Origin of the sequence: Bacillus sp. FSL H8-0492, from assembly GCF_038006145.1 — a bacterium.
In the GTDB taxonomy this organism is placed as follows: domain Bacteria; phylum Bacillota; class Bacilli; order Bacillales; family Bacillaceae_G; genus Bacillus_A; species Bacillus_A mycoides.
On record NZ_JBBOUP010000001.1, the window covers coordinates 2,529,036 to 2,546,698 of the forward strand.

At 31.9% G+C, this 17,663-nt stretch carries 16 protein-coding genes and 3 pseudogenes; 15 read left to right on the plus strand and 4 right to left on the minus strand.

The window, feature by feature from the left end; genetic code table 11:
- Nucleotides 1–58 precede the first annotated feature (58 nt).
- Nucleotides 59–349: pseudogene (locus MHH66_RS13095) on the plus strand (homoserine dehydrogenase); the annotation flags it as partial.
- A gap of 598 nt (nucleotides 350–947) precedes the next feature.
- Here the strand turns inward: MHH66_RS13095 and MHH66_RS13100 are convergent.
- On the minus strand, nucleotides 948–1,139 hold the full coding sequence (locus MHH66_RS13100) for a hypothetical protein (RefSeq protein WP_002070042.1): 192 nt from the start codon (nucleotides 1,137–1,139) through the stop codon (nucleotides 948–950).
- Between the two features lie 624 nt (nucleotides 1,140–1,763).
- On the opposite strand from MHH66_RS13100, the gene MHH66_RS13105 reads away from it, so the two are divergent.
- Nucleotides 1,764–1,967, plus strand: coding sequence for a hypothetical protein (locus MHH66_RS13105; RefSeq protein WP_002085220.1), 204 nt, complete (start codon nucleotides 1,764–1,766; stop codon nucleotides 1,965–1,967).
- Between the two features lie 352 nt (nucleotides 1,968–2,319).
- On the opposite strand, the gene MHH66_RS13110 is transcribed toward MHH66_RS13105, so the two are convergent.
- A complete protein-coding gene (locus MHH66_RS13110) occupies nucleotides 2,320–2,523 on the minus strand; it encodes a hypothetical protein (RefSeq protein WP_002142003.1) in 204 nt (67 codons plus the stop codon).
- A gap of 298 nt (nucleotides 2,524–2,821) precedes the next feature.
- On the opposite strand from MHH66_RS13110, the gene MHH66_RS13115 reads away from it, so the two are divergent.
- The 7 genes and pseudogenes from MHH66_RS13115 to MHH66_RS13145 all read left to right on the plus strand — a co-directional run bounded on the left by MHH66_RS13115 (nucleotide 2,822) and on the right by MHH66_RS13145 (nucleotide 8,629).
- Nucleotides 2,822–3,823 carry a DUF1835 domain-containing protein gene (locus tag MHH66_RS13115; protein ID WP_002165687.1) on the plus strand — a complete coding sequence of 334 codons (1,002 nt, stop codon included), beginning with the start codon at nucleotides 2,822–2,824 and terminating at the stop codon, nucleotides 3,821–3,823.
- A gap of 174 nt (nucleotides 3,824–3,997) precedes the next feature.
- Nucleotides 3,998–4,282 (plus strand): annotated as a pseudogene (locus MHH66_RS13120) (hypothetical protein); the annotation flags it as partial.
- A 147-nt stretch (nucleotides 4,283–4,429) separates the two neighbouring features.
- Entirely contained in the window at nucleotides 4,430–4,834 is a 405-nt protein-coding gene (locus MHH66_RS13125) for a hypothetical protein (RefSeq protein WP_002013148.1), read from the plus strand.
- A 160-nt stretch (nucleotides 4,835–4,994) separates the two neighbouring features.
- Complete coding sequence (locus MHH66_RS13130) at nucleotides 4,995–6,230, plus strand: cytochrome P450 family protein (protein ID WP_061675033.1); 1,236 nt, start codon at nucleotides 4,995–4,997, stop codon at nucleotides 6,228–6,230.
- A gap of 267 nt (nucleotides 6,231–6,497) precedes the next feature.
- Nucleotides 6,498–7,781, plus strand: coding sequence for an MFS transporter (locus MHH66_RS13135; protein ID WP_078186011.1), 1,284 nt, complete (start codon nucleotides 6,498–6,500; stop codon nucleotides 7,779–7,781).
- Nucleotides 7,771–8,400 (plus strand): Vat family streptogramin A O-acetyltransferase, encoded by a 630-nt coding sequence (locus MHH66_RS13140; RefSeq protein ID WP_002165689.1) that lies wholly within the window; start codon nucleotides 7,771–7,773, stop codon nucleotides 8,398–8,400. Before MHH66_RS13135 ends, MHH66_RS13140 begins: the two co-directional genes overlap by 11 nt.
- A 73-nt stretch (nucleotides 8,401–8,473) precedes the next feature.
- Nucleotides 8,474–8,629 (plus strand): DUF1540 domain-containing protein, encoded by a 156-nt coding sequence (locus MHH66_RS13145; RefSeq protein ID WP_000046089.1) that lies wholly within the window; start codon nucleotides 8,474–8,476, stop codon nucleotides 8,627–8,629.
- Nucleotides 8,630–8,731: 102 nt separating this feature from the next.
- Here MHH66_RS13145 and MHH66_RS13150 read toward each other — a convergent pair whose 3' ends face one another.
- Complete coding sequence (locus MHH66_RS13150) at nucleotides 8,732–9,136, minus strand: PadR family transcriptional regulator (protein WP_100248686.1); 405 nt, start codon at nucleotides 9,134–9,136, stop codon at nucleotides 8,732–8,734.
- Between the two features lie 230 nt (nucleotides 9,137–9,366).
- Nucleotides 9,367–9,888, minus strand: coding sequence for a DinB family protein (locus tag MHH66_RS13155; protein ID WP_078186010.1), 522 nt, complete (start codon nucleotides 9,886–9,888; stop codon nucleotides 9,367–9,369).
- A 256-nt stretch (nucleotides 9,889–10,144) separates the two neighbouring features.
- Here MHH66_RS13155 and MHH66_RS13160 point away from each other — a divergent pair, with 256 nt between their 5' ends.
- From MHH66_RS13160 to MHH66_RS13185, 6 genes and pseudogenes are all read left to right on the plus strand, one after another.
- A complete protein-coding gene (locus tag MHH66_RS13160; protein ID WP_000717614.1) occupies nucleotides 10,145–10,447 on the plus strand; it encodes a hypothetical protein in 303 nt (100 codons plus the stop codon).
- Nucleotides 10,448–10,540: 93 nt separating this feature from the next.
- Nucleotides 10,541–11,407, plus strand: a pseudogene (locus MHH66_RS13165) (cytochrome P450); the annotation flags it as partial.
- Between the two features lie 114 nt (nucleotides 11,408–11,521).
- Nucleotides 11,522–12,100: a cysteine dioxygenase family protein gene (locus tag MHH66_RS13170; RefSeq protein ID WP_002136626.1), complete on the plus strand. Its 579-nt coding sequence runs from the start codon at nucleotides 11,522–11,524 to the stop codon at nucleotides 12,098–12,100.
- A gap of 177 nt (nucleotides 12,101–12,277) precedes the next feature.
- Entirely contained in the window at nucleotides 12,278–13,129 is an 852-nt protein-coding gene (locus MHH66_RS13175; RefSeq protein WP_078186009.1) for a Cof-type HAD-IIB family hydrolase, read from the plus strand.
- 353 nt (nucleotides 13,130–13,482) lie between these two features.
- Nucleotides 13,483–15,270: a PAS domain-containing sensor histidine kinase gene (locus MHH66_RS13180; protein WP_078185971.1), complete on the plus strand. Its 1,788-nt coding sequence runs from the start codon at nucleotides 13,483–13,485 to the stop codon at nucleotides 15,268–15,270.
- Nucleotides 15,271–15,496: 226 nt separating this feature from the next.
- Nucleotides 15,497–17,623 carry a peptidoglycan D,D-transpeptidase FtsI family protein gene (locus tag MHH66_RS13185; RefSeq protein ID WP_078185972.1) on the plus strand — a complete coding sequence of 709 codons (2,127 nt, stop codon included), beginning with the start codon at nucleotides 15,497–15,499 and terminating at the stop codon, nucleotides 17,621–17,623.
- Nucleotides 17,624–17,663 lie beyond the last annotated feature (40 nt).

A 17,663-nucleotide genomic window follows, 5' to 3' on the forward strand; every position in this document is an offset into this window, starting at 1 on the left:
CATTATTTTAATACTTTATTACAAACTAAACTAGGGATTTATACGGCAACAGAGATGATTAGATAAGCAATACCCTCTACCATTTGCTTTAAATAACAAGTTATTGGTGCGGTTAGAAAATGAATCTCTTCAAACTATTGATGGTTGTATATCATGTCTACATTTTATGTTAGATATAAATTATGAGAAAATAAAACATTATGGATCGAGCACAAGTAGGTCATTTGTTCCATTATCGCAATCTTCAATTTGTCTTGCTGATTGTGTTTGTTTAACAGGAGTTGTATTGGGGTTACTAGGAACAGTGACATTTGGAGGATTAACGTTATCTGTATGTTCTCTTACATAAAGAAAAAAGGACACCCACTTAAGGTGTTTTTTTTAGTTACTTAGGAGAGCTTTTGAGATAGGAGGGACATGGATTCAAATCTATAGTTACACATTTTTATTGTGTTGTGTAACTCAAAAAGGAAAGTATCAGCAACTGCTTATTTTGTATGACTATAAACATTGGCTATTTTGGAGCTGTAATAGAATGCTTAGAAGGGGGCAAAAAATGGTGTGTGAAATATTAATAAAAAAGGACAAGCAGTCGTACCTACTGTCCTTTAAAGGAGAAAAGTCTTTTGGTTAAGAACTACGAATAAACAGAAAATCTGCTTGTAATTAGTTTTATCCCAAATATACATGCCTATACAAAAAGGGATAAGTTCAAAAATACTTATCCCAGGAAGGGAAATCCCAAACACCAAAATGGCTTATATTGGTATACAGGTTCAAAAGTAGTATATGTCAAACGAAAAATCTCATACAAAAAGCAGACAATCAAAAGTATTGTCTGCCAGAAAGTCGGATGAATTAGCCAACTGTGAAAAATTGCTTTCCCACTTCAAGAAGAGTAAAGGCAACAAATTTGAAAGAAATGAATTGGGATTTAGTTATTGCTTCTATGAATGATGCATTTTTTTCATTTTTTTTGTCCCCAAAAAACAACTAATAATTGCGAGTAATGCATTTGAAGAAATGAAATTTACGGTCCAATAAATTCCTGTTCCAGCAATTATATCGATAATTATAAATCTTTTAATTGCCGAACTTTGTACTACATGAAAAATAAATTGATTGTTATCGTTACCCAATGTTATCACATCCCTTATCTAATATATGACAAGGCATGCTTGCTCTAGTCTTCATGATAATATACGAAAAAGAGTAATTAGCAGAAGCTTATAAAGTAGTTATAAATAAAAGATAACTATCGGAAGTTAAATTATTAACTTCAGTGAAAAAAATAACAATCATAATTTATCCTGCGTTATTGATGGGATATTATGTTTTACTTAAGGGCTTATGCGGAAAGTTTGATGAAAAATTCTTTCATTAAAAGTACGATTCCTAGCAGAAACAAGACTTCAATTGAGAACCAAAACATACTTTTGTGAGGTTTTTTAAACTCCATAATAATTGATGAAAATAAAAAAATTGCGATAAGTATGGTGATTAAGAGTCGGATTATATCAACCATTAATAACACTCCTAATATTTAATCAGTACTATTATGTAATCTTTTCCAAAGATGTATAATTCTAACGATATTCTATTGAAATTTTAATGAAAAGAACAGGTGGTGTTTAGTAGCTTGTTTCTCAAAATCATTTCAAACGTGTAGTGGGAAGTGATAAAAGTGATAAATCCACGTTTTAATAAAAGGATGTAAGCGTATTTTTAGCGAATTATAGATAATTAAGAGAGGCGGTGACACTATGAAGTATGTAAAAGTCAGTATGAATGGTGGAAGTGAGCACAAATTCTCAATGACTTTAGAACGATTTGAAGAGTTTATTACTACAGAGAATGGATTATTAGAAAATAAATTAGTTTGTATTGAAAATGTAATGATTAACCCTACTAATATATCTTCTGTAGTTGAAAAAATTGGTGTACCTGCTAAATTTATGGAAGTTTAAAGGTAATTAGATAAAAAACATCCATGGGGATGTTTTTTGTTTATAAATAAAGCAATTGTACAATGAAAGTATGAGAAAATTTTATTAGTAATAATGTAGGCTATTAAGAATGAATGGATATAGAAAGGTCTTTTCTAGCGTGTTAGTTACTCCAATGTGTATGTATCTATTTGGCATCTAGACATTGTGCTTTCTAGTGCACAATGTAATAAGTACAAGCATATAGTATGTAATAGGACAAGATCTTCGTGTCCTACTAAATACTCAGAAAAAACCTCTAATCACATTAGGGCATCCAATAGCAGGGTGCTCTAATTTTTTATGAAAAATGTAGCTTCACAACGGTTTCGTTTCAATTATAGTTTTCTTTAATGTTAATAAATATTAAGATTAATATGATAGCAATAATTAAATTAGACAAATAGAAATTTTGGTGACACAGTAGTTCAAAGATGACATCGAATGTATACAATAAAGCGACAGCAGGTAATATACAAATAAATATAAATCTCCAATTTTTTAAATAATGTTTATAATTAGTAAGTACTTTCGCCATTAATATTGCTCCTGTATTTTTTATTTTCTATATAATTATACATTTAAATAAAAAGATTTACAAAGTGTTTAAAAATTATTTAGCAACTAATGTGATTTTGGGAGATAAATAAGGAGGAAGAAAAAAATATTATAGATCTATAGATTGAGAGGAATATAGAGAAAGCTTTTGTTAAAAACTTAGATGGCTGCAGCAATCTGTGTAATAAACGATTTGATTTTAAAAAGACTTTTAAACATCTGGGCTAAAATGATACACTATAATCTACGTTATTTTAGAAATGAATAGAGGGATTTATATGATAGATAAAATTAAAAATGTTGTAGAGGATATGTATGAAGATGAAGCAAAACATTTACTTCAAAGTATTCTAATTCAGTTAAATTTATTAGAAGAAAACTATAGTAAAGATACAATTAAAAATTTAATGGATATTCCAAAACAACTAACGAGTAATACATCTCATAAAAGAAATGTAAAAGAGAGCTCACACGTTCATATTGCTTTTGATGATTCAACAGCTGGATGTTTAAAGCATATGCTGGGTCAAGAAGAACGATTGGAAGAGATGGTTGTTGCTTTTTCTGAATTCTTTTCAATTGGACCGATAAACAAGTTACATATGAATGAGGCGCAACTAGCAAGACAGAAATGGTTAGTAAACAATTTAACTGCTTATGATAATTATTTTGAAGAAGAGTATTTACGAAGGTTTTTAGAAACTATGGAAGAACTACACACTATTCCTATTGAAACACCTATTACAATTTGGAAAGCTAATAACGCACATGAACATGTAGGTCTATGTTTTGTAATAGCGCAATTAAAAGATAAGAAAAACATTCGCGTTATTAATACGTCTGAAGCAAGTAAAGAAATATTTAAAAAAGAGTATGCTATTCGTGGAACTGGAGAATTACCACCTGAAAGTTTAGCTCTATTGCAAAAAAGTTTTGCTGAATTTCCGTATGTAACGGAAGAGAAGCGAATGCATTTTGTGTATGAGTGGGATAGATTATCGAAAAGTACGGAGTTTTTAAGAGTTTGGAAAGAGAATGAAGTGCGTTCGGTACAAGAAGATTATTTTGATCAATTTATTATTGAATGCGCGAAAAGTATAGGTGCTGATCGAGACTTCCTAAAAGCCCCTAGAGTAATTGGTGAAGCGCTAGGTCTTGTAGAGCAGTTAGTTGGCGATACATTTTTAGAATATCGTTTAAAGAAATTAATTAAAAAAGAAGTTTTTGAATTTGAAGGTTCGTTAAATGAAATGCGTTTTTATAGTGTGAAGTTGAAATAGCAGTAAAACAAAAATCCTCTTCTAATAAAGAATTAGAAGAGGATTTTTTGGGGAATAAAAGAGAAGTTTTTCCTTTATGGAAGTTTCATATAAAAAGAAAGTTCATATATTATATAGAGTTTATTAATAATTAGGAGGAATAGTTCATTGAACAATCAGTTTTATTCATGTCAATCAGATGATGCACCAAAGTTACTACCTCCATTGAACCTCCCCAGTTTACCGTCTACATTTGCTACTCCTGTACCAACATCTCAAATGAGATCAAGGATGTGCAATTGTTTAGGAAGATGGGGCTATTTAAGGTTAAATATACCTGGTACTTTTGGAAGAGATTTATGATTTTTCCCAGCAGAAGTTAGGCGGTTTGATGTATCAGGATATACTTGGCAAGATGGTCATCGTTTTAAGGTAACTTACCAATATAAACGAATTAGTAATTTTATGTGCTTTGCTTAGTGCAAATAGGAGAGATTTATTGTGAATCTCTCCTATTTGTAATTTGCAACATTTTTTATGAATTTAGGCTATACATAAGCTTCCTATAGGAGGAAAATCACATATGAATGTTAAAGGTACTGAATGAAAAGAAGGTGATTTGTTAATATGTATAACGAACAAAATTATCCATATGATCAAACGATGTATTATAATCCACAACAATACGGATATGAACCTGATATCGAAGTTAGAGAGGTTGAACTAGAAGATTATAGACCAGATGATGCGGAAGATGCTCCAACGTCACCACCACCGTCACAAGCTCCGTCGTTACCGTCCACATTTGCTTCTCCAGCACAAGCAGGCAATATGAAATCTTGGATGTGTAACTGTCTAGGAAGATGGGGCTATTTACGTTTACATCGACCTGGTCCTTTCGGAAGAGATTTATGGTTCTTTCCAACCGAGGTAAGAAGAAGCGGGGTTTCAGGTTACACTTGGCAAGGTGGTCGTCGTCGTAAAGTAAGTTATCGATATCAACAAATTAATAATTTTATGTGCTTCGCATAATAGGAAGTGAGAGAGTAGAATAATTTTACTCTCTCACTTTTTTATTTTTCAATATACGAAGTAAGATTTTAATTAAAAATTTACAATTTTCTAGTTTTTATTGAAGTATAATTCAAATGTTAGGTTGATTTACACAAATAATTGAGAGTGAGGGAATGTAATGTCAATAAAAAATAAGGTTGGCCGAAAAATAGAGGATGGCATTAATTTAGCTTCTGCTCAGTTTAAAGAAGATGCTTATGAAATTTATAAAGAATCGAGAAAAGTACAGCCTATATTATTTGTAAATCAAATTGAAATCGGTAAAGAATGGCTCATTACAAGATATGAAGATGCTCTGCCGCTTTTAAAAGATAATCGCTTAAAAAAAGATCAGGCAAATGTGTTTCCTCAAGATACAAAGAACATGCATCTTTCCGTTGACAATAGTGATCATTTAACAACGCACATGTTAAATTCGGACCCACCTAACCACAGTCGTTTGCGATCTTTAGTTCAAAAAGCTTTTACACCGAAGATGATTTCACAATTAGACGGAAGAATTCAGAGAATAGCGGATGATTTAATAAGTGAAATAGAGCGAAAAGGTACATTAAATCTTGTGGATGATTATTCATTCCCATTACCGATTATTGTAATAAGTGAGATGCTTGGAATTCCAAAAGAGGATCAAGCGAAATTTAGAATTTGGTCTCATGCTGTCATTGCATCGCCAGAAACACCTGAAGAAATAAAAGAAACCGAAAAACAACTATCTGAATTTATTACATATCTCCAATATATAGTTGATGTAAAACGAAAAAATCCAAAAGAAGATTTGGTTAGTGCGTTAATACTTGCAGAAAATGAAGGGCATAAACTTAGTGCTCGAGAGCTATATTCAATGATCATGTTATTAATTGTAGCCGGACACGAGACGACAGTGAATTTAATAACAAATACGGTATTAGCACTTCTTGAAAATCCGAAGCAATTACAGTTATTAAAAGAAAATCCGGAATTAATTGATTCAGCTATTGAGGAAGGATTGCGTTATTATTCTCCAGTTGAGGTGACAACTGCAAGATGGGCGGCTGAGCCGTTTCAAATTCATGACCAAACAATCCAAAAAGGAGATATGGTTATTATCGCATTAGCTTCAGCAAACCGTGATGAAACAGTATTTGAAAACCCAGAAGTATTTGATATTATGCGTGAGAATAACCGTCACATTGCTTTTGGACATGGTAGCCATTTCTGTTTAGGAGCTCCACTTGCTAGGTTAGAAGCAAAGATTGCTATTACTGCTCTGTTTAAAAGAATGCCATCGTTACAAATAAAAGGTGAGCGTGAAAAAATTAATTGGCAAGGCAATTATTTAATGCGTTCTTTAGAGGAATTACCATTGTCTTTTTAGAATAGTTATATTGAGACATGCATACACGACAAATGATTAACATAGAGTATGTATGTGTTATTTAAATTCGAAACGGAAGGGTGAAAACATCCCAATGATCAACTAATTCTATTTGTAAGAGATCTTCGTTAAAAAACGAAATATTCTTCTGAATAGGATTAGTATGTGCATGTATAGAAAAGGGATGTGTTTCGCACTGCGAATATATAGTCTTTTCATATGATTTGTGCTGCCTCCTGTTCAGAACACGAAATAGGAGGCTTTTTTATGTCGACGACTGCAGAAACGAAACAAAATCATGGAGTATCACAAGTATTAAAAAATCGATTTGTGCAAGGGATTCTAGCATCAGCATTATTTTTACAAGTTGGAATTTGGGTTCGTAACTTTGCGATATTACTTTATGTTATGGAAATGACGAAAGGTGATGCTTTTGCTATTTCAATGATTTCGGTTGCTGAATTTGCTCCCATTTTTATTTTCTCATTCATTGGGGGAACTTTTGCTGATAGGTGGAAGCCAAAGAAGACAATGATATGGTGTGAGACGTTAAGTTCTATTTCCGTATTCGCTGTATTAATTACTCTTATGTTTGGAACGTGGAAAATCGTGTTTTTTGTGACGCTTATTTCTGCAATCCTTTCGCAGTTTTCTCAACCATCCGGTATGAAGTTGTTTAAACAGCATTTATCAACGGAACACATTCAATTAGCGATGTCTATATATCAAACAATATTTGCGATTTTTATGGTGTTAGGACCTATTCTTGGAACATTTATTTTTCATAGTTTTGGAATTTATATTTCAATCATCATAACAGGTATCGCTTTTTTACTTGCAGCAGCTGTGTTGTTATTTCTTCCGAAAGATCTTGAGAATGATAATGAGAAGAAAGAAATTACGCTGTTACAGGAAATGCTGGATGGTATTAAATATGTAAAAAAGAAAAAAGCATTAACTTTGCTAGGGTTTTGTTTTATGGCAGCAGGACTAGGTATAGGTTTAATTCAGCCACTAGGCATCTTTATTGTGACTGAGCAGTTAGGGTTATCAAAAGAGAGTTTACAATGGTTACTAACAGTAAATGGTGCGGGGATGATTGTTGGCGGAGCTCTAGCGATGGTATTTGCGAAAAACGTTGCTCCGCAAAAAATGTTAATTGTAGGTATGCTTGGTCAGGCAATTGGAATTGCTATTATAGGATACTCTACAAATTTATGGGTGACACTTACAGCACAACTTTTCAGTGGTTTAGCCCTACCTTGTATTCAAATAGGGATAAATACACTTATTATACAAAATAGTGATACGGATTTTATTGGTAGAGTAAATGGCATTTTAAGTCCACTATTCACCGGTTCAATGGTAGTAACGATGAGTATAGCTGGTTCATTAAAGGAGATGTTTTCATTAGGTACGATGTATGAGGGGACGGCTCTACTATTTGTTATTGGATTATTGTTTATTTTGCCTATATACAATTTAAAGCCAGTAATAGCAGTAGAAAGTGAAATGAATGGTAAAGGAAGTGCTGTGCAACATGAATCCTAATCCAAATGTTAAATACCCTATTGAAGGAAATCAAAACGTTCATTTTATAAAAAATACAATAACGAAATCTAATATATTTGTTGGTGACTATTCTTATTATGATGCGAAAGATGGAGAAACATTTGAAGATCGAGTATTACATCATTATGAATTTCTTGGAGATCATCTTACTATTGGAAAGTTTTGTTGTATTGCAAATGGAGTTACCTTTATTATGAACGGAGCGAATCACCGGATGGATGGATTTTCGGCATATCCATTTAATATATTTGGAAATGGGTGGGAGAAGTATACACCTAGTTTGTCTGATTTACCTTACAAAGGTGATACAGTTATAGGAAATGACGTTTGGATTGGTATGGATACAACTATTATGCCCGGAATAAAAATAGGGGATGGTGCAATCATTGCAGCTAAATCTGTTGTGACTAGAGACGTCGCACCATATACAATTGTTGGCGGAAACCCTGCAAATAAAATAAAGGAACGATTCACAAATACAATAATAGAAGAATTATTGCAAATTCAATGGTGGCATTTTGACATTGAAAAAATAACCGAAAATATAGATGCTATTGTACAAGGAGACATTGAACCATTAAGAAAGTTAAAAAGGTAATAAAAAATGCATGACAAAGAGTATCATACCTCCGAATTTTGTTAATGATAATAGAACAAGGAGGTGTGATACTATGGCACAAGACGTTTTATGTGAAGTAAACAACTGTAAATTTTGGGCTAACGGCAATAAATGTAGTGCAGATGCAATTTATGTAGTAAGTCATAAAGGTAAACATGCATCTACAACTGAAGAAACAGATTGCAAAACTTTTGATCCAGAAGTATAAATTTTTGAAGGGTAGCCAAATCGTGGTTGCCCTTTTATTAATTATAGTATTGATAATAAATCTCATTTTCATTCATTGTTTTTAACTTTTCTTTTTATTTTTTCATATTTTCTTCATAAGTGATGCAATCCAGAGCAATTCATGTTCAATACGTGATTTACTAAATTCAATGACTTCTGTAATAAAAGATGAGCTAACATGTAAAGATTGAATAGCAGTAAGCTGTTTATGTAGTACGTCTTGGCGTATTGTTAAAATTTCTTTTCTAGCTTCGTAATCAAGTTTTTCAAATAGCGCGATACGCACAAGGAATTCAGCGTTATTTGTCGCAATCTTTTCGGGAAACTCTCTTAACATTTCATAAAAAATTTCTTCTCCTGTTTCAGTTATGTCGTACATATTTCGGTTTGGCTTTCCGACTTGTTTATGTATTTGTTTAATTATAGCTCCCATATTTTCGAAGCGCCGAAGAGCGGGATACAGTGTATTATGGGGGTCAGCCGAGATACGTGTAAAAACGGGTCATAAGCTGTGATATATTTCCATTATTGGTTTTTTAGTTAAAAATATCTACCTCATGATTAACAAAAAGCTGATTACCTATGCGCTATAAATGAACTGCCCCCAATTGTTAAACAAAACCTAGCAATTGGGGGCAGTTCATAGTTATCATTTGACTCTTCTAGTGACTTTCTCAAGTAAAGCACCCTTTGGTTGAATAAGATTTATTTATTTATTTATTTATTTATTCCCATCAATCGCTTAATTGTTCTTATTTGTCCACGATGATTAATTTCGTCTTCCATAACGTGAAACCACAAGTAGTAATTATTATAAGGCACACCATTATCCCACTTGTTTTCCTCGAATAACCAGCTATCTTGTTTTGATTTCAGATATGTTAGTGTATTTTCTCTAACTTGTGATAATTCATTCAAATAATAATCTAAAGATTGCTTTTTTATTCCTTCCCTTGCTTTGTCTCCAAGTTCTAAAGAAATTCGCCACTTTAGATATTCACTTTCAGTTAAATCTCTTTTTTCAAACGAGATAACTTGATGAACAAACTCCATCGCTGCAATATGTGATAAGAGAGAACCAATAGTGTTTGAACTACCGTTTGGTAAGAAATCTAAATCACTTTGGTTTAAATTGGAGATTTCGCTCAATGTAACATCTCTTGTATGTTCAAGCATTGTTACAAGCTCTCCAATCTTATTTGAATAGTTTTCTCTTGAAATTATTCTATAATCTATCATATATATCCCTCCAATTCATGCTAAGCATAAGTTTACCAATAAAATAAAAAAACAAATTCTGGAAATTCATGTAAAATAATGATATAATTTAATTGAATATAAAGAAAAAGGAAACCTGTTTTTATCAGTGTTACCTTATCCAAGACTAAATTTTACCCATACATCATTTTTTTGATGTAGCTCTTGAAGATAAAAACTATTTAATTTTCAAGGAACAGTTATTAACTTAAAACTTATTATACGAGGAGGGTGTATCATGAAAAAAATATGCTTTGTATTAATTGTCGACGCTGGTATAAATTATGGTTCAATATTTTCTCTACCATTTTTAAGGAATCAGGATGATTTGAAGGAATATTTTTCTAAGTATTATGATGTTTCAATTAATTATATTAGGGATAAAAACTCAGTTGACTATTTGGTAGTTCCCAAACCGTGTCCACCTTTTGATAATGAAAATAATCTTCCAATAATTGAAGTACCAGCAATCTTATTTATGGAAAAGGATTTTGAAAAAATAAAGACTTATATAGACAATTATTTTTCTAATAACTCATAAAGAAAATAAAAGTACAGTAAAAAGAAGTCCGATAAAAAACGAGTGGCGTAGAATATTTCTATTAATCATTCGTTTTTTATTATATTTACATATCAGTCTATCGCAAATGAACTTGTACAACATATCGGAAAATATAGTGAGGTTAATATCGTTGAAGAGTTTGCTGCACCTTTACCTGTTACCGTCATATCCGATTTAATAGGAGTGCCAACAACGGATCGTAAAAAGATTAAAGAATGGTCTGATATTTTATTTATGCCATATAGTAAAGAAAAATTTAACGATTTGGATGTAGAAAAAGGAATTGCGTTAAATGAATTTAAAACGTACCTGCTTCCAATTGTTCAAGAGAAAAGATATCATTTAACCGACGATATTATTTCAGATTTAATACGAGCTGAATATGAAGGTGAAAGATTAACCGATGAAGAAATAGTTACTTTTTCTTTAGGCTTATTAGCGGCAGGTAATGAAACAACTACAAATTTAATTATTAATAGCTTTTATTGCTTTTTAGTGGATTCACCTGGAATATATGAAGAGTTAAGAAAAGAACCTACATTAATTTCAAAAGCGATTGAGGAAGTATTACGCTATCGCTTTCCCGTTACATTAGCTAGGATGATTACAGAGGACACAAATATATTTGGACCTTTTATGAAAAAGGATCAAATGATTGTTGCATGGGTAAGTGCAGCAAATTCAGATGAGAAAAAGTTCTTACAAGCTTCTAAATTTAATTTACACAGAATAGGAAATGAAAAGCATTTAACCTTTGGTAAAGGTCCTCATTTTTGCTTAGGGGCGCCACTTGCACGTTTAGAAGCTGAGATTGCATTAACTACCTTTATAAATGCCTTTGAAAAAATAGAGTTATCTCCATCGTTCAATTTAGAAAAATGTATATTAGAAAATGAACAAACATTAAAATACTTACCTATTCTTTTGAAAACTAGGTAAAACGTTCAGCAAGGTACAAAATTACTGTACCTTGTTTTTTTATTTCTCAATTGTGAATTTTTAGTGGTCTATTTAGTATGGAAGTGTGTGAAAGAAGAGTGGAGGAGGATGCTTATGTTAACGTGTAATGGAAGTAAAACGTTTCAAACATTTATTAAAGCTGTAACGGATTTAATTGATAGTAATTTATTAGAAGATCAAATTGTTTGTGCGATTGAAAAATTACTAGAAGAACTTTTAGAAAAAAAAACATGGCTTCCGCTAGAAAAACAGAAGGCGAATTCGGCTCAATATGCACGGCACTTGTTATATGAAGATCCTTTAAAGCGATTTGAAGTATTAGCTCTTGTATGGAAAGATGGACAATCTACACCTTTACATGATCATGATGGTACATGGGGAGTAGAAGGTGTTTTTTCAGGAAGGATAATGGTGCAGAACTTTATACAAACTAAGCAGCTTGAAAATTCACTTGTTTATTTAACCCATACAGGAAATCTTTATTTGGGAGAAGGAGAAACAGATAAAGTCATTCCACCAGCTGATTGTCATATTCTTAAAATAGCTGAATGCGAAAGCGTTGTCACGATTCATATTTACGGAAAACGTTTAGAAAAGTTTAAAGTATATGTCCCAACTGAAGAAAAGAATGTGTATATGTGTGAGACAAAATATATTAGTTATAGTTCATAGTTTAAAATCAAAAGCTTTTCTTTAAAGAGAAAAGCTTTTGATTTTATTTTTAATTATTTCTTGACCTGAAACGCTTTTCATAAATTATAAATAAGAAGTACTTAACGAGCTCAATATGAAAACGATACCTTTTTGTTAAATAGATCTCGTGTATTTATAGAAAGTGGTGAAGAAATAATGAAATTAATAGCAATTGACTTAGATGGAACCCTTCTTTCCGGTAATAAAATGATAAGTAAAGAAAATGCAGAAGCAATTCGAAAATGTCAGGAAGCAGGCCATGTTGTAGCTATTTGTACAGGGCGTTCTATCGTTGATATTGAACGATTATTGTTAGAAGTTAATTTAGAGTGTCCAATTATTGCGGAAAATGGTGCCCTTATTTATAAAGATAAGAAAATGATGAAGAGATATCCAATTCAAAATATGCAGGCACTTGAGATTGTAGAATATCTTGAAGAGAATGGCTTGTATTATCAGCTTTATACTAATAAAGGTGTGTATGTACCAGATTATGGAGTAGAGAGTGTACGTAATGAAATCGAGTATGTGAGGAATGCAAAAGAAAATTTCGATTTGAAAGAGTTAGAAACGATTGCTGCATTATATCTTGAGCATACAGCATTTCATAGTACAGAAAGTTGTAAACCAATTGTAGAAATGGATATACATGTGCATAAACTTTTACCGTTTTCTTATGACATAGAGAAATTAAAAAAATTAAAAGAAACATTTCTGCATAATACAGATTTAGCTATTACATCTTCCTATTGGCATAATTTAGAGATTAATCATCGAGATGCTCAAAAAGGAAATGGATTATATACTTTAGCAGAACATCTTAATATTCCAGTTGAAAACACTGTAGCAATAGGCGATGGCTTAAACGATGTTTCTATGATGGAGAAAGCAAATATATCAATTGCAATGGGAAATGCAGTTGAAGAAATAAAAGTGATGTGTCAATACGAAACGTTAACAAATGAAGAACATGGTGTCGCACATGCTTTATATAAATATGTAATGTAATAAAAAAAGAAAAAAAGAATCCAAATAGATTCTTTTTTTCTTTTTATTAGGGGTAAGGTATTCTATGAGATTCATAGAAGCCTTATTACAACTCATTATATAGAATATATTGGAATAAATGTTTATATTTTTCATGATAGTTGTGAAACTTTTGTGAATTTTACGGTTATTGTATTTTTATACTGCTACTAGCAGCGCGTAACAATCCCATATTATTTTCTGTTTTTAATTGAAAAATAGAATTTGTTTGAATAATTATTCTACAGCTATATACCTAGGGGCACTTTCTTCGTATAATGAAGAAGTATGAATTTTGAATTTGTATAAATTTTACATATCGAGGTGAAAAAGGAATGAATGCGCGGCTAATGGAACTTATTGATGTGAGTACAATAGAAACCATGGCAGAACAATTTTATAAATTAACCAACATATCACATCAACTTCTTGATGCTGAAAACGAATGTATATTTTCATTTGGAATTAATGAAATGAAAGTATGTAAACTTCCAAAAATTGAAATCCCCCTTTTCTTATACAATCAATATTTAGGATCTTTTGTTGTATGGTCCAAAAGAAGCGAAATCTTAAATTGCCAGAAATATTTTGAAATGCTTTCTAACCTCATTATAGATGGGGTGAAAAAAGTAGTTCAAAGTAAAAATACATCGTTACTTTCTCGAAAAGAGGAAGAACTGCATACAATCTTACAAAACATGCCTGTTATGGTTGATGCGCTTGACTATAATGGAGATTTTGTTTTGTGGAATCGAGAATGCGAGATTGTAACAGGTTATACTGCTGAAGAAATAATTGGGAATCCAAACGCACTTCGATTACTGTATCCTGACCATAATTATCGCTATCAAATACAAAATAAATTTTTGACTCATGGAAAAAATTTTAGAGATTGGGAAATGCGTTTAACATGTAAAAATGGTGAAATTAAAACGATAATGTGGTCCAATATATCAGAGCAGTTTCCTGTAACAGGATTTAGTTACTGGGCTGTTGGTGTAGATATTACACATTTAAAAGCGATAGAAGAGCAATTGAAACAACAAACCTCTGAATTAGAATTAATTTTTAAAGCTTTACCAGATTTATGTTTTTTAACAGAAGATGACGGGACAATTATAGATTATAAAGCAGGGTCCCCTACAAAATTTTACGTACCCGCAGAAGCTTTTATGGGGAAAAAGTTTTACGAAATATTACCGTCTTCAGTAGCACAGCAATTTCAAGAAGCAATTCGCCAATTGAAAGAAGAAGGAAAGAATGTAATTGTAGAATATCCTCTAACAATTAATGGAAGTATTGATTTCTTTGAAGCTAGATGTTTACCGTTATTACAAGATAAAATTATGATCATTGTCCGCGATATTACAGAGCGGAAAAAGGCAGAAGAATTGCTAAATAAATCAGATACACTTGCGGCAATTGGTCAATTAGCAGCCGGTGTAGCTCATGAAGTGAGAAACCCATTAACGGTAATTAAAGGATTTATACAGTTATTCCAAATTAATAAAGAAGATCAAGAAAAATATTTTGACCTTATGCTTTCCGAAATAGAAAGAATAGAAGCAATCCTCCAAGAGTTTTTGTCGATTGCTAAAACTGATGAAATAAATACAGAAAAGAAAAATATTTATCAAATTTTTAAAAATGTCGTATCATTAATCAATACAAAAGCAATCATGACAAATATTCAAGTTGAACTATTTACAGATTCCAAAGAGATAATCATTGAATGCTCAGAAAATCAATTGAAACAAGTATTTATTAATATTTTGCAAAATTCAATTGAAGCAATGTTAAATGGTGGGGAAATTTCAATCCATATAAAAGAAATACATAAAAATGGTGTCGTTATTAGTGTAATAGATGAAGGAATAGGAATACCTGAAGAAAGAATTAAAAGATTAGGTGAACCTTTTTATAGTACGAAAGAAAAAGGTACCGGTATTGGATTGATGTTAAGTTATAAAATTATTGAAAGTCATCAAGGAACAATAAGTATAATGAGTGAGGTTGGCGTCGGGACAACTGTAACGATTTACTTGCCGAAAATTCAGAGTAAACAATCTCTATCAAATTGTGATGATAGATGTATTTCAATACGTTCTAATATTAACTCCTAAAATACCTAATACCTAATACCCAATAACAAAGCTAAGCTTTTGTTATTGGGTATTTTTATATTTAATTTAGTAAACTTTACCTTTTCTTTATGTTTGTTTTAATTTCTATTAAGTTTTAAACGTTATATTAATATGCGTACAAAGTAATGTGTGGAAATTGTACATTACTTTTAATATAGAAAGCTTAAAATTATTAAAAATGTTGTAAGGAGGAGATTATGACAAGGTGAAAAAGAAAGAGAAAAAGAGTGGTAGAGCACTACCTATACGGTTAAATATTTTATTCTTTTGTGTATTTTTATTATTTCCTGGAATTATAATCCAGTTAGGTAAGGTGCAAATTTTCGATGGAGAAACATATAAAAATGAAGTAGCGAAGAGGGAAAATGCAACAGTTAAGCTTACAGTACCACGTGGCAAAATTTATGACCGTGAAGGGAATCCAGTAGTGGACAATAAGTCTTTACGTACGATTACATATACAAAGGTGAAAGGTGTAAAAGCGGAGGAAATGTTAAAAACTGCAAGACAACTTGCAGCAATAATTGAAATACCGCAAGAAGATATAGATAAGTTAACCGAGACGGATAAGAAAGATTTTTGGATGCAGTTAAATCCAAAACTTACTCAAGATTTAGTATCTAAAAAAGAAATAGATAAGTTTAGAGAAAAGGATATTAACGGAAAAGAGTTAGACAAAAAAATAGAAGAGTTAAAAAGAAAGCGAGTTACAGAAAAAAATCTTCAAGAATTAACAGCGAAAGACATAGAAGTGTTAGCTATTAAAAGTAAAATGACTTCAGGTTATCAAATGGTACCTCAAATTATTAAAAAAGATGTTAGTGAAAAGGAATATGCTGTGATTAGCGAAAATTTAGCAAATCTCCCTGGGGTTGACGCATCAGTTGATTGGGAACGGCTCTATGTAAATGATGGCTTATTCCGTTCAGTCCTTGGAAATGTTTCGAATGCTGATGAGGGATTACCACGTGAACGATTAGATTATTATTTAGTGCGGGAGTATAGCCGGAATGACCGGGTCGGGAAAAGTTACATCGAACAGCAATACGAAGATGTACTTCATGGCACGAAAGAAGAAGTAAGAAGTATTGCTGGTAAACAAGGTAATACAATTAGAACGGAAACAGTTTCTGAAGGGAAAAGCGGCAAGAATTTAGCGTTAACAATTGATATGGAATTACAGAAAAAAGTAGAAGAGAGTATAGAAAAAATATTAAAGGCATATAAAGGTTCAGAATCAATGTTAGACCGTGCTTTCGTTGTAATGATGAATCCGAAAAACGGCCAAGTATTATCGATGGCTGGGAAAAGACTTGTAGAAAAAGACGGAAAAACGGAAGTAGAAGATTATGCTTTAGGTACGCTGACAAGTTCATACGAGCTTGGATCAACTGTTAAAGGTGCTACAGTATTAACCGGATTTGAAACAAAAGCTATAACACCGGGAACACATTTTTATGATGCACCTATGAAGTTTAAAGGAACTAAGGAGAAAAAGTCATGGAAAGATTTTGGAGATATAGATGACCTAAGAGCTTTACAAGTTTCCTCTAACGTTTATATGTTTAACACAGCATTAAAAATTGCTGGTATGGATTATGTAAAGAACAGTTCATTAGATATTAAACAAGAATACTTTGATAAGATGAGATATTATTTCAGACAATTTGGTTTAGGTGTTCCAACAGGCATTGATTTACCGAATGAAACAGCGGGGCAAATTGGGAGAAAAGATAATCAGCCAGGTTTCTTATTAGACTTTTCCATTGGTCAGTATGATACGTATACACCACTTCAGCTTGCACAATATATTTCAACTATTGCAAATGGCGGGTATCGTATGAAACCACAAATTCTTCAAGAAATTAGAGAACAAACCGTTCAAAAAGATGAGGTCGGTAAAGTAGTACAATCAATAGAACCCGTTGTTTTAAATAGAATTGATATGAAAGAAGAATATATCAATCAAGTAAAAGAAGGCTTTAGGAAAGTATTCCAAGAAGGGGATGGAACGGGAGTAAGGGCGTTCCAAAAAGCACCGTATAAACCAGCTGGCAAAACTGGAACTGCACAGACTGTATACGGTGGAGAAAGTGATATTGGGAGAAATGAGAAAGGCGATCGTAGAGAATGCTATAATTTAACATTAGCAGGATATGCGCCATATGATGATCCAGAAGTAGCATTTTCTGTTGTAGTACCATGGGTTATAAATGATAAGTCTGGTATTAACTCTGATATTGGAAAAGAAGTTTTAGATGCTTATTTTGATTTAAAAAATAAGCGATTAACTGGCGAAGCACCAAAAATAGATGACTCTAAAGAGAATTAAAATATACGAAACGTCTCTAGCATTTATATGGACTAGAGAC

Bases quoted from the DNA above. Each gene is read 5' to 3' on its own strand.
- MHH66_RS13110 (WP_002142003.1), bottom strand. From the start codon at position 2,523: ATGGCGAAAGTACTTACTAATTATAAACATTATTTAAAAAATTGGAGA.
- MHH66_RS13135 (WP_078186011.1), top strand. From the start codon at position 6,498: ATGTCGACGACTGCAGAAACGAAACAAAATCATGGAGTATCACAAGTA.
- MHH66_RS13115 (WP_002165687.1), top strand. From the start codon at position 2,822: ATGATAGATAAAATTAAAAATGTTGTAGAGGATATGTATGAAGATGAA.
- MHH66_RS13125 (WP_002013148.1), top strand. From the start codon at position 4,430: ATGTATAACGAACAAAATTATCCATATGATCAAACGATGTATTATAAT.
- MHH66_RS13160 (WP_000717614.1), top strand. From the start codon at position 10,145: ATGAAAAAAATATGCTTTGTATTAATTGTCGACGCTGGTATAAATTAT.
- MHH66_RS13175 (WP_078186009.1), top strand. From the start codon at position 12,278: ATGAAATTAATAGCAATTGACTTAGATGGAACCCTTCTTTCCGGTAAT.
- MHH66_RS13105 (WP_002085220.1), top strand. From the start codon at position 1,764: ATGAAGTATGTAAAAGTCAGTATGAATGGTGGAAGTGAGCACAAATTC.
- MHH66_RS13170 (WP_002136626.1), top strand. From the start codon at position 11,522: ATGTTAACGTGTAATGGAAGTAAAACGTTTCAAACATTTATTAAAGCT.
- MHH66_RS13140 (WP_002165689.1), top strand. From the start codon at position 7,771: ATGAATCCTAATCCAAATGTTAAATACCCTATTGAAGGAAATCAAAAC.
- MHH66_RS13130 (WP_061675033.1), top strand. From the start codon at position 4,995: ATGTCAATAAAAAATAAGGTTGGCCGAAAAATAGAGGATGGCATTAAT.
- MHH66_RS13145 (WP_000046089.1), top strand. From the start codon at position 8,474: ATGGCACAAGACGTTTTATGTGAAGTAAACAACTGTAAATTTTGGGCT.
- MHH66_RS13155 (WP_078186010.1), bottom strand. From the start codon at position 9,888: ATGATAGATTATAGAATAATTTCAAGAGAAAACTATTCAAATAAGATT.
- MHH66_RS13180 (WP_078185971.1), top strand. From the start codon at position 13,483: ATGAATGCGCGGCTAATGGAACTTATTGATGTGAGTACAATAGAAACC.